Annotated in this window: 7 protein-coding genes; 4 read left to right on the top strand and 3 right to left on the bottom strand. The window is 46.0% G+C overall.

Annotated elements, in window-relative coordinates:
- Positions 1–246: 246 nt before the first annotated feature.
- On the bottom strand, positions 247–2772 hold the full coding sequence (locus ABI361_06590) for a caspase family protein (protein MEO9320322.1): 2526 nt from the start codon (positions 2770–2772) through the stop codon (positions 247–249).
- A gap of 523 nt (positions 2773–3295) precedes the next feature.
- On the opposite strand from ABI361_06590, the gene ABI361_06585 reads away from it, so the two are divergent.
- Positions 3296–4066, top strand: a complete 771-nt coding sequence (locus ABI361_06585; GenBank protein ID MEO9320321.1) for a hypothetical protein — start codon at positions 3296–3298, stop codon at positions 4064–4066.
- Positions 4067–4339: 273 nt separating this feature from the next.
- Here the strand turns inward: ABI361_06585 and ABI361_06580 are convergent, their stop codons facing one another.
- A complete protein-coding gene (locus tag ABI361_06580; protein ID MEO9320320.1) occupies positions 4340–6466 on the bottom strand; it encodes an alpha/beta fold hydrolase in 2127 nt (708 codons plus the stop codon).
- 685 nt (positions 6467–7151) lie between these two features.
- On the opposite strand from ABI361_06580, the gene ABI361_06575 reads away from it, so the two are divergent.
- From ABI361_06575 to ABI361_06565, 3 genes are all read left to right on the top strand, one after another.
- On the top strand, positions 7152–8543 hold the full coding sequence (locus tag ABI361_06575; GenBank protein ID MEO9320319.1) for an alkaline phosphatase family protein: 1392 nt from the start codon (positions 7152–7154) through the stop codon (positions 8541–8543).
- 576 nt (positions 8544–9119) lie between these two features.
- Positions 9120–10148 carry a hypothetical protein gene (locus ABI361_06570; protein MEO9320318.1) on the top strand — a complete coding sequence of 343 codons (1029 nt, stop codon included), beginning with the start codon at positions 9120–9122 and terminating at the stop codon, positions 10146–10148.
- Between the two features lie 477 nt (positions 10149–10625).
- Positions 10626–12227 (top strand): patatin-like phospholipase family protein, encoded by a 1602-nt coding sequence (locus tag ABI361_06565; GenBank protein MEO9320317.1) that lies wholly within the window; start codon positions 10626–10628, stop codon positions 12225–12227.
- Between the two features lie 63 nt (positions 12228–12290).
- On the opposite strand, the gene ABI361_06560 is transcribed toward ABI361_06565, so the two are convergent.
- The gene (locus ABI361_06560; protein MEO9320316.1) at positions 12291–13127 is read right to left on the bottom strand and encodes a hypothetical protein; all 837 of its coding nucleotides are present in this window, start codon (positions 13125–13127) and stop codon (positions 12291–12293) included.
- Positions 13128–13351: the final 224 nt, after the last annotated feature.

The raw sequence follows: 13351 nt of genomic DNA, 5'->3' as shown, positions 1-13351 counted from the left end.
AGCCTTTGAAGGGTGGATATTTGGGATCTAAGAGTCTTTTTATTACATGAATTCTCGTGTCGCAACTCCCGCACAGCTTAGCTTATTTTCGCCGCGATTGAATTACGAATTCCTCACAGTCTTAAGCCGAAGCCTCGGCAAAGGAAACATGCAGAGAGCAAAGAACTGGTTCGTGCAGCAGAGCAAAAAGATTGCAAGTACATTAACTGAACTAAAGAGGGGTCTCGTGCATGAAGGTTGCGTTCACTAGCCAAATTTGACTTCCAACCGGAAGTTTACTGAACTTAATATCGAATCTTGCGTAATTCTGAGCGAAATATCTATTCTGACAATCTGGTCAATAAAATCTTCAAGAGATTCAGTGCTAATGTTAAACAGGAATGCTTCGGGGCTATTGCTTTTCTTATTCTCGGTTATAGCGCCATCTTTCTCCATTGAAATAAGGAGATTGGTTATCTCCTTCTTCAGATCAAGTAATAAGTCGGGCAAATATGCGCTTCGCGGCGGGGAGAAGCCTTTGACGGCTTCCAACCGGATCCTTGGGCTTACTCTAACTTTCGTTTCGAGTTTGTTCTTCGAAAATTGTATGACGGCATTAATTATTCCTCGAACTGCGTGATACGCGATTCGCATAACGCGAATATCCTCTTTGCTCGTCGTTCTCCCATTAGCTATTACTCCTCCGTGCATGTTGGATTTTACTGCAAGGATTCCATTTTGAGCTAACAACGCGAGTTCATTTTCATTATATACTGGGGTAGTTTCATTAACGACTATCTCTTTATTGGTAACAGTCTCAGGGTATTCGAGTCGGCTAATTAGTGCAGCAACGGCAGCGCCATATGGAGAGGGAGCTACCAAAATTGTTGAATCTGAAGCTAAAATCTGAGTTCTCAGAACCGCTTGCCCTACCGGCTCAAGCGCCGACACAGAGCATATGGCTAGTCGGGGACTAGGCAAATGACCGCGGTTAGATTGTGCATTGCTCATGATCTGGCAATGAGCGTCTGCAAGTCGATGTACCGCCGGATCAAAGACGTTAGATAAATACAAAATGCCTACCTCAGGTTCGTTTTCAAGTATTTCAAACGCTCGTTCATAGTCACGGATTAAAGGATCCAGCTCTTCCTCTTGGAACTCGATTCTCTGAGGAATTGGATTTTGCTGGGGGTCTGAAATTAATGACTCGGCTGAGATAGACTTTGAATTTGTATTTATGATATTTACAAGGTTAAGTGTGGAAATAGGTACCATCGTTAGATTATCATAATCTTCGATTTCTCCGTCTGCCTCGACTTGCAACCTCACTGTATCATCCGTCGCTCCGGGCAGAACTTGGACTACTAACCGCTTGAATTTCCTCCTAGCTGTAAACTTAACCAAATCTCTTTTGCGTCCTCTGAGTATTCCTGAAGGAAAGTGGGATGTTTGATTCACGACGCGCATTGCCAAAATTTCGGTGGCGCCGTTGTCAAATGCCAAAGCAATGTCTCTTGTTAACGATCCTGTATCGCCAAAATGTTCTTTACATTCATCAATACTTGAAATTCTTCTCGGAAGAAACGGTTTTCCTTTGTTTGACGGCCCTATAATCGCCAAAATTCCCAAAATATTAGACTTGCTGAGATTGGTGTGGTCAAACGCGGCCACCTGCTTGAGCCTATCCATATTATCTAGGGCCTCAAAATTATCGGCCTCTATTTTTAGAACCTGCTCAAAACATTCACGCGCTTCGTTAAAGCGATTTAACCTCAAATAGGAAATACCTTTTCGGTTAAGAGATTCGACGTGGTTGGGGTTTATCTCAAGTATTCTATCATAAAAGATAATTGCCCTATCATAGTCTCTTCTTTTGAAATAATCTAAGGCTGCCTTTGCCAGTGGAGACAGTTCATTGACGAATGATGACAGCGGCGAGGAAACCGCATCTCGAGATTGTGACACCTTGTAGATGTTAAAGATAAATTCTCCGTTTTCACTTCCTGGCATATAGCCATAAAGTGGGTTCTGGGGTATCTTGCTGCGTGGGATGTTTTTTTGCAAGAAAGATCCAACCTCACTGGCTGTCAGAATACCATCGTTATCAGGATCAAATTTCCTTGACAATACGTCAAGTAGACATCCGCTAAATGCTCCGTGTTCCATAGATAGACCGACTATTCCAGAACCGCTATCCAACGCTAATTGCGTTCTATCAGTTGCAGCTAGAGCCTGCAACGATCTCTTGCTGGTAATCCTCCTTAGGTACTCATCTGTGATCTGTTCATCTGGTTTCAAATTCCTTCCTTGAATTAGTGCCGTTCCGCTATAGCAGCTGTCTAAGATCAGGAGAACGTGCTTAGCACTACACCTTTGACAATTATCTGTCACTGTATTCAGATTTAGATAAGATCCAAACGAACCTAGTCTGGCGTCGTATGGAAGAATATAGGATTCCTCATAATGTCTCCCCTGCTGATCAGTACTCTGCCGGACTTCGCCATGTCCCGAATAGTAGATGAGAAGTCTATCATCTTTTGTGATTTCACTGCTCCTAATTCTGTCCTCAAAGAGGAGCTCGAGTTTTTGCTTGGATGCATCCTCTTCGATAATGAGCTCTACGTCGTCAAAACCATGATTTTCTCTTAAAACTTTCGCGATAGCATTGGCATCATTTACAGGATTCTTTAACCGCAGTTTTTCGTCTCGATAATTTGATATACCGATCACAATTGCGTGGCTTTTTGTATAAAGCTCTCTAATTGAAAGGTCACCCGCAGAGCTATGAGGCAATTATTGAAAGAATCGTCACCTTAGAATTAACGTTTTCTGTCGCTCGTACTCGCTGACTGTCGCTAGGCATATAACCTGTGCAAATACCTTCCCTAGCTAAGCGCTGTCCCTGCATGACGTTGGGTCCAATCAGTGACGCCCCGCTGCATTCTGAAACGGCGGCGATTGTAGTATATCACTTATTCAAATATACCTTTTCAGAGAACTAATACGAATGGGTATTGTTAACACCGGTTAACTTGACTTCACGAACTAACTTTTATGAAGAACCAATAATGCCGTTATCGGGTGAATGAATATTCCGCGCATCGCTGGCGACGACAGAATGAACATAAGGTTTCATTCTTTCAAGCTGACCCTCTGACCGATGGTTAATCGTTGGCACCCTTCGAGGCTCCGGCAGAAAGTAGGAGCGCCGAAGGCGCGACGACTGCCGGAACACCAAGAGTATCAGCGTATTTGAAATGCTGTCCTGCGCTTTCTTCAATTCACTCTCCTGAATCATACTCACAATTATTGAAAAGTGATCATAGATGGGGCAGACGGCAGAGATGAGTTTGAAATTCAGGACCCCGCGGGCGTCGTAATTCCAAACATAAGCCCGTCGTTGAAAATCACGGACGAGTCCGCGGCAGCCAAAGTGCTTCAGCGGCTTGTCCACCTTTCAAAGTATAGTAATATCCTTGCGCTCGACAATTTCAACACAGCTTCGCCTTTAGCGAGAAGAATATCCGTTGAGATTTATAGCCTGCAGAAGGGTTTTGAAACGGGAGACAAGCCTATGCTGACAGGGCTGAAGGCAGCAGCGGATGGCACTTACACGATTACATCAGGTTTACCCCTTGTGTTCAGGATACGAAATGACTCAGACAGTACTCTCAATGTGACTGCATTAGATCTAGCGCCGGATTGGGAGATTTCTCAGATTTACCCGACCGCCGCCGACTTTTTCAGTATAGATGCTGGCAAGTTTGAAGATGTCTTTCTCACACCAAGTTTGCCCAATGGTTACAAATTAGGGACAGATGTACTCAAGGTCTTTGGGACGCTGGGCGCTTCTAGTTTTCGTCCGCTTTTGCTTCCCCCGCTGGACCAAATGCCCGTGACTAGAAGGGGCGATGTCACTCGTGGTATTCCAGGCGAACTAGACAAATTTCTTTCGGCGATGACTGATGAGACTTCTGTCACTCGAGCGTTGACACCGAATGTCAATGCAAGTTACGAATGGACAACGACTGCAGTTCAGGTTCAAATCAGGGCATCGAACTTAGTGTGCCACATCGCCTTGACATAAGGGAAACAAGTGTAGTCACAGACGTTTGAATCCGGGGGTTGGTGTGAAAGACACTGGAGACAGAAAGATTGTTTGAATAATTGAACACTTGAGGCGAATGGTAACTTGCCATGATTATAATAATGACAACTAATGGAAATTTGTAAATCTCGGTTGCATAAAGATGATGCTGTGCACAGGTTCTTTAAATTGTCTCTAAGGCGCAAAGAAAAAAAGGGCAAGGTAGGCAACCCATGCCAGGTTTTGCACTTACTTCCCGTCGAAGAATCCGGACTATCCGAGGTTGAGGAGAAATTTCAGGATGGCTTTGCTTAATTCGAGTGGCTTCTCAAGAGGTATGGCATGCCCACAATCCTCCATCTTTAGGTATTGCAAGTTTGGGATTTCATTAAACTGAGCCGCATACGAAATCGGCGACATAGAGTCCTCCTCACCCCAAACTAGCAAAGTTGGGACGGATATCTTGGACAACCTACCCGGAAGCGCAGGATAATTTTGGAGTTCGCATAGCGTCGAAGCATAAGAGTGGCGTAGCTCAGGCTGCTGTATATTCTGAACGAAATAATCCACAGAGGACCGGACAGCCTTTCCTGCGTCAATATCTCTAGCGTAATAGTCGTTTACATTGGTACCTTGAATAAGTGCCTTCATTAGCGCGGGTCCATCCATGCTTGTCACAGCATTGATTACTCCGTCTATGGGAAAGCCAGGATATAGTATTTGAGGGCTGCATAAAACTAACTTGTTTACCAGCGAAGGAAATCTTAACGTAAATTCAATTGCTTGACGCGCGCCTACTGACATCGCTACAATGTTTGCCTTCCCTATAGACAAGCTTGCAAAAAAATCTGAAAGAAATTTCATGAAGAATTCGAGATCATACTTGACATTAGGTTTGTCGCTATCTCCAGAGCCGATAATGTCAGGCACAATTAACCTTAGGTACTTTGATAACGAGTTCGTCATCAAAAGCCATGTGTCGGCAGACCCAAGGAGGCCATGTAGAAGGACTGTAGGAATGGGTTCTTGTGCCGTCTTGTTTTCGCAAATTGGACGGGGATAATCAAGGTAGCGTGTCTTGTACGATCCAACCTCGACGTATTTTGCGGGTGCAGATTTAAGATCAAAGAATGAGGCAATTCCGGAGTGAGTTTGTGCATCACCGTCCACCTCAGGGGAGTCGAAATTGGCCCCATCAAAAGATTGAGGATCCAATCCTGCACGCTCTAGGTTTTTTGCCCCGCTTAGTAGCGCGAATTGGAAGGATGCTTTCTCAAGAACTGAGCCTTTAAACTCTGCGGTTCTGAGATCGGCAAAGTCCAAGCAAGCGTCAGAGAGATCAGCTCCTGAAAAGTCTGCTCCTTTTGCATCAGCTTCGCTCAGGTTGACATCACACAGGATTGCATTTTTGAAATTGGCATGCTCGAGGTTTCTTCGTCGAAAACTTTGTTTCGCTAAGTTTGGAGCTTCTCCGCGAAGTAGGTTAAATTGCTCGACGTCTTCAGCTCTTAGCAAATCTGAGAGAGGCTGGTTTACTGGCTGATCATCGATAGAGTTGGTTTTCGATTGTGCGAATATCTGGAAGATAAATTCGGCGCCTTCGGTGCCATAAAGCGGACCATAAACAGGATTTTGGCTTATCTGTCCTCGTGGGACTGCCTTTTGCAGATAGGAACCAACTTGAGTTGCGGTAAGGATCCCATTCTGATCCAGAACATTTGGATTGTTAAGATAATCCAGTAAATAACCCGTGAACGCCCCGTGGTGAGCTCCATCTCCATTTTGCATTGTATTTTGGTTCATATTATCATCCAGCGCAACCTGGTTCTTGTCTGTCGCTGCAATTGCCTGAATTGCTTTCTTGGCCATATTCCATGCTAGGAACTTGTCATCTGTTGCCCCAGCATCCGGGCCCTCCAAATTTCTTACGCGCGCAAAAAGGGTACCGCTAAAACAACTGTCAAATACAATCAAAATGTGCTTAGCCGAGCAGAATGCGCAGCTTGATCTGATCACGTCTAGGTCATAGTATGTGTCGTATTTGCCCGGGGTGGCGTCCTGGGGGATTAAGTAAGATTGTTCTGCGCTTTTGCCCGACGGATCCGTTCTGAGCCTAATGGTGCCGTGCCCTGAATAATAAACTAAGAGACGATCTTGATTGGAAATCTCACTGCTCCCAAGGTAATTTTCAAATAGGTCTGCAAGAGTTGCACGCGTCGCTTCCTCATTTAACAGAACTTTAATGTTCTCCTTTTCAAAGCCATACTTTTCCTCAAGTATTATAGCCATATCCCGAGCGTCATTTACGGCATTGTTCAACTTTAGGTCAGGTTCTTTATAGTTCGAAATTCCAATGATAACAGCATGGCTCTTTCGGTACAGATCCTTTAGAGAAACCAATCCAAATTCGCTTTGCCGTGAATCAGGCATTGTATTACTTAAGATTTCTCTACAACTAGTCGTTTTCATTATTAGCAAAAGTGCAGTTCTTCGACGATCGTTTTCCTTGCAGAAGACATAGGATAGGCAGCCATGATGAGATTGGCTTCATTTTGCGCCAATTCAGGCAGGGGCTAATACGCTTTACCGCGCAAGCAAGAGTGGATCTTAACTTGTAGGACTTATCCTATTCTTTGGCCAAACTCGAGATTCACGCTCGAACATGTTACAAGCACCGCTGGTTTTCAACTGACTCGGCTCGGAGCGGTGGCATTGGTCGTATACCGATGTAATAGCATATGACTTTACACAGCCAGTTGAATCAGTCGTCAAAGTTCCTTGGGCTCTCGCATTACTTCCGGAAACCCAGAAAATGAGCGTCTCAAGATCCCTCTCCAATTGAAAGGATAGCTAGCTGGCGGGCTTCCCTTTTTCCAAGCTAGCTTGGGGTGTGTCTGTTCGTAAATTCACACCTTTGATTATTAAACATTAGAAATCAGTTATTGTCTTTAGCCATTTGGAGCCCTAGGAAGGCGTTGCTTGCCTAGTTCTAATTAAAAAAGGAGGGAATAGATTTGTCCTGACCCTTCACAGAATATTATTATAATTGCCCGAGAAAGCCATTGCGGAAGGGTTCTGAACCGTAATGGCAAAGGACAACCCGATAAAACACGTAGTCGTATTAATGCTTGAGAACAATTCATTTGATCGCATTCTCGGCTCATTGTCGCAAGTAAAGCCTGTTGATGGCATCAGTCCCAATTCTCCGTTTACAAACAACTATTCGGGGCATAGCTATGCTCAGGCACCTGATGACACCAGAACTGTTAGCCCAGATCCGAAGCACGATCTAAAGGATGTCCTGATCCAGTGCAGCAAGGACAACGACGGTAACGAAATGAGCGGATTTGTCAGGAACTTTGCCGAGTCTTATCCCCAGCTTTCAGGCGACAAGCTTGGGCAAGTAATGAGCTACTACCCGCTCAACAGCCTTCCAGCCCTGCATCAGCTTGCGTCTGAATTTGCAGTCTGCGATCGCTGGTTTTCTTCGATCCCCGGGCCCACCTGGCCTAACCGCCTTTTTGCCATGACCGGAACCTCACAGGGCAGGGTGACTATGCCTGAAGGCATTATGGACCTCAATCTACATTGGTATGACCAGCCAACCGTATTTGACAGGCTAAATGAAAAGGGAATTTCTTGGAAAGTATACTTTGGAGATATACCAGTCTCGGAGATTCTTGTGCACCAATGGGAGCCTGAAAACTCTGCGCGACATAGGCCTATGGTAGAGTTTCCACTTCATGCTTCTGCAGAGAATTTAGATGATTTCCCAAGCTTCGCATGGATAGAACCCAGTTACCTTCCGCCTAGCGCTAATGACTACCATCCACCTCACGACATGTTTGATGGCGAGGAGCTTGTTCGAAGCGTATACAATGCATTGCGCTCAAACTCACGGCTTTGGAACTCGACATTGTTTGTACTGCTTTTTGACGAGCATGGAGGCTTTTTCGACCACGTCGTACCTCCAGCTGCCATTTCACCTGACCACCATAACGAAGAATGGACCTTTGACAGATTGGGGGTTCGCGTTCCGGCAATCTTGATTTCTCCCTGGGTACAGAATACCGTCATCTCCAAAACCTTTGATCATACCAGTCTTTTGAAATACCTGACAGAATTGTGGGGTCTTGGCCCCCTAGGATCGAGAACAGCGAATGCGAACTCGATTGGCGAGGCAATATCGACAGAATCTCGCACAGATACCCCCGCGTCCTTACCCTCGTCACCTCCTCGCCCTATTCAAGCGATTCCATTACAACGACTATCAGAGCATCAGATGTCATTGATCTCCTTGTCCCATGCTTTAGAATCAATGGCAGAGGAAGATGCCGCTATAGTAGCTGCAAGGAGTAGTCAGGTTCTTAGCGGACCCGCGAGTCAGATTGATGCCGCATTCGATCGGTTTGCGGCGTTCCTGCGGCACCGGACTGGTCTGCTCCCGGATACTAAATTGCAAAGCAGCAACCACTGAGCTAATCATCAAAGCTCAATGTCAAAGATAGACTATTGACCTTTAGTATCATCACTTATCCCAACCTTGGTAGTCTAGACTGTTTCGATTTTTGCAATGAACAATGTGCTCCCGGCAGGAATCCAGGTTCGGCTTACACTTCTTGAACGCTAGGACCAATCTACAAGCGACACTGCTGCAATAACACGGAGCCAAACTAGCGAGACGAAAGAGAGTCCTGAGCGCATCAGTGAATATAGCAGATATAGCAGAATATAGTCACTCACAATATAGCGAACATCGCTATATTCGGACAAGATAAATTGACACTCTGTTTTATGTCGTTTGCTTTACTACCAGAGACTAGATGCCATCAACAGTCTCTGGTCAGGAGAGCGCAGTCAATTCTTGACATCAAAGAGTCTTCCAATCTTTACATCAGAGACTTCTCGACAGGACAGTCGTTCTGACCACAGTCGAATCTTTCCCGCCGGCTCTGGGCCCTCGGTATCAGATGTCAGCAATTCTAACCGATTCAAGATTAGGCCTCTGGAGCAAAACCGCTACTACCTTCTCCATCATGGTAGTGACAGGTGCTTGCAGTTTATCAACAAAAGTAACCCGCGTGAGGTGTATCTCTTTACAATAGGCAAGCACATCGATTCTGCTCAAGCTGAGCTTCTAAAACGCAGGTACATCAAGTCACACCCACAGGAATGGGCAGCAGTTCAGCGCGCATCAAAAGGCAAAAAACGAGGAAGAAGGTCTATTCCAATTGAAAGTAAGTATACAGGATTTCAGAAACCTGTTGAAGAACAAGAGGCGTCAGTTTCTGAAACCAAGAGAAATGAAAGCAGACCTGTTCTAGGCATCTCTAATGAGACGTTGTTCCTCGCCATGAGCACGAGGATCCTTAAAGAAATATCCGCTCAAAAGGCGGCTGCCGATTCGGCAATTCGGGAGCTATCGAATTCTATGCTTAAGCTTGTAGAACATCTTAAGAGGGTCAACGAATCTGATGGTGAATTCCGCAAGGATGTTCTTAAGATTCAAAAAGACCATGTTAGTGAATTAAAGGCTATTAAAAAAATACTTGATTACAAGCTCCCCGAACCACTGAACTCAATTGAACAGATAGCAAAAGACATCAAAACAGTTGAAACGGTAAACAATTTCCTCGATAGCCGTGCCTGCAGCGAGTTAGCTAAACAAGCAAGACCGCAACCATCTACAATGCAATCAAGCATTCGAAATTACACACTTGATAGAAAGAGCAGCACAAACGAGCCACCCAGGGCAAAGAATGACACGCCTGATAATTCCGCGCAAAATCTAAATTCCAGAGTCTGCGAGGGGCGAAAGAGTGGCGGTGAGGAAAACGCGACAAATCCTCAAAGGGAGATCACCCTATCGACATCACAGGTAGAACAAATTCTAACCGAAACGGCGCAAAAGGCAGTCATTGCTACAGCTAAGTCGATTATGGGAGCTATTCAACAAGACCACCTCGACAAGATTTGGAAAATCAAAGCAGCACTCGGCGACAATCCAGGGGCACATCAGTTCTCCAGTTTCCTTGAAGAGCTTTTTGTCAACCACTTATCAACACACGATACGAATGGCTAACCAGTGGCTGAGTCGAGTTTGTGAACCTGAGAACATCGAGCCATATACTGCCCTCGGGCTTACCACCATTCCTGTTTGTCCAATTTCCCCGGTGACCTAAGCCTTGAGGATTATATCGATGAGCTTCGAAGTTGCAAGCGTCATGCGAATCGCGCAGAAGCCCTATCGCTTCTGATGGCATTCCCTAGCATTAACTCATTCAAAATTGCAAATTTAGCCGTGACACCTCAGTGGAATCTCGCTCGAGCCATGAATTCTGCCCCCCATACCGACAACAGTCCAAATTGGCCATTCAAGTTCTGCGCTAGGCGTACGACCTTTGCCATCAGAAAGCACCAAGTTGGTCTCCAAAAAGCGCCACAGCTACCAAGTTTAGGAATATTGTCAGAGTAATCAGATGCACTTGCAGTCTGAGGAAATTAATTTCCTTCTAGAAAATCCATGTATAGTTAAATAAGACAGCTTGGGAGCAATGGCATGTCCCAAAACGGAAAGGAAGTGCCAACGAAGCAGAGGGCATTAATCTTCCAAGGTGGTGGTTCACTCGGCGCATATGAAGCCGGCGTCTACAGTACCCTAGTTGAGCGGCTTACGTCTCAGATTGAAAAGACGGCTGGACCTAACCCTCAGGATCAAAACCTATTTGATGTTGTTGCGGGCATTTCAAGCGGCGCAATAAACGCTGCTATTGTTGTTTCTTACGTTTTAGCAAAAAGACGGCAGGGCAAAAGTGCGCTTGAGAGCTGGAAAGGCTCAGCTGAGCACCTAGCAACCTTTTGGAGGGATCTCTCTTCGGAGCCATTCTTGGAGATGACTCCATTTTTCGAAAAGACCTGGGCAGAGTGGTGGCAGGGTTGGAAGACTTGGGCCAGCACATGGGGAACGCCAGAAATGAAAGCAGCTGTTCCTACTTCCGAAGCGGCCCGACGCTACTATGCGGCAAGGCAGTTCTCACTATTTGGAGCCCCAAACGTCTTCGGCATCGTTCCATACTTTGACCAGCGGTACCTTGACAACCTGTTGAATTTTAGATACAGGTTTGACAGCTCGCCCTTGCGAAGCTCGGTCTCAAGGTATGCAGAATTTCCAATTCAGTCCAACTTTTCGAAAAATGAGCCAAGGCTCCTGCTAGGCGCAGTCGATGTCCAGGCTGGAAGCTTTGTTACTTTTGATAGTTTTGACAGCAAGACTGTCTACTTTATCGATCAGTCGAATGACGCAAAAAGAGTCTCAGGAAGCAAGCGTCCGGTGGTAATTTCATACCCTGATGGACTCACAATAGACCATGTTATGGCTAGTACTACGCTCCCAATCAATTCTGCCTATTTGCAACTGGCAGACAAGAATAATCCTGACGAACCGCGAACGTTCTGGGACGGCGCTCTTTTGAATAATACGCCACTCCGCCAGCTTACTAACCAGCACCGAGATTTCTGGCTGGATCCAAAGCTCAATTTCACCCCCGTCGAACGGGAGATGACACGCGGCATTGTAGAAGATATGGAGAAGATTGGAACTATCCCTGAACTCGAGATATACATCGTTGACCTGTGGCCTTCTCGATTGAAGGAAAGACGCGTGAGGACGGACAATGATTTTGTGCTGGACAGGCTATGGGACCTTGTTTACCAGGACACCACATACAACGACGAAAAATCTGCAAAGCTAATCACAGATTATGTCGACATGGTCCGGCAGCTAGTCGAAATAGCGAAAAAGCAAGACAAGGATGCAGTAGAAAAGATACTTTCTACTCCATCTCTTAGCGCAAATATTACCTACAACCCTGCTGACACCCCCAAAGTTAGAAAGCAGCTTGTCTACTCTAAATTCCCAATTAGAGATGTCTTTAGAGTGGAACTGGTTGACGATGGCAACTCTATCGCAAACAAATTTGGAGACTATTCCACCAAGACAATCCAATCTCTCATAGAGCGAGGACAGGCCGATTCGCTACGAACATGGAATGAAATTCGAAGCGTTCAAGCCACCGCAGATTCTATGCCAACTCCACTCGATGGCTCCAAAGCGCCCCAAGATGATCCAAAGATATCTAAGGTAAAGCCAACCAAGACGTAGCGCTGAAAAACGATAAAGGAGCGGACGCGCTCCTTCGTGTTTTTTCTTTCAAATCAATACTTTCTAGACGCATCCGTTCGCCGAGTTTGACCATTCCTTCTGGACCATGTAGCCCCCTATTCTTGCAGGCTTCATCTGCCAGGCGCAGTAATCTCCAATTTCGCCATGGTAGTTGTTGTACCAACCTGTGCCCGGAATCGGATCTGTTATCGCCTCGCAAAGTTCGTGTGAGCTTGTTGCAGTCAGCGCGTCCAATGTCACCATGCCTCCGACGCAGCCCTGGCAGCCCGCGTATGGCATTACTGCATAGAATATCTTGCCCGAAATGTCGCCATGATATCCGCAGAATGACTGGCAGGACCTGCTGCCGCCTTGAACTGCAACTACTCCCAGCGGAAGGTAAACAAAGTAAAGCTTGTTCATGTCAGGAGCAGGCAGTGTCCCGTTTGCAATCTCGGACTGAATGACCGTCTGTATCGCGGCATCGCTAATGCTGTGGGTGATCTTGGGGGTCGTTATTGTAGCAGTTCCTATGAACTTACCTTGGCCTATAGGATATTGCGGCGTGCTGTAGTCTTTGCTTATCTGATCGATAAGCGGGCTTTGGAGGATGGTCTTGAAAAACGAGTTGATGCTGTCAATGAGTGGCTGCTGTGTTGGGGACTGCCACCAGTAGCCCCAGAATACAGTAAAGACTTCGACGTTCTTTATCAGTGGACCGCCTAGATAGACAGCATTCGCTGGAGGCGAAGCCTTCAGATCCGCCGCGGCGACATCTTGTGCGATCATGGGTGGGACTATGCGGATGGGGTCTCCGGGAGCTGGTGGGATAAGGTCGTGGATTGAGAGCGAGTTCTGGCTCTCGCCGTCAGCGTTTGGACGCTCATTCTTTTTCGACATTAGGGAATAATCCCTTCAGATTTATTTAAGTATAGTATCTGCTCGTAGAGTCGCCGCATTTGGGGTGATCGTCATTTTCTCGCAACATAAATCGACTTTCCAGCATATTTTACATACAATCGCGCCGCAGCATAACATAACGACACGGTCTAACGTCAATAACCTTATCTAAGGGGCTTGCAAAGCTCTAAAAAACCGCCCCATGCAAAGGTCTGGTTCTGCTT

It is taken from the genome of Nitrososphaera sp. (assembly GCA_039938515.1).
Classification (GTDB): Archaea; Thermoproteota; Nitrososphaeria; order Nitrososphaerales; family Nitrososphaeraceae; genus Nitrososphaera.
Note: the sequence above shows the minus strand (reverse complement) of the source record. Positions and strands in the feature narration are given on the sequence as shown.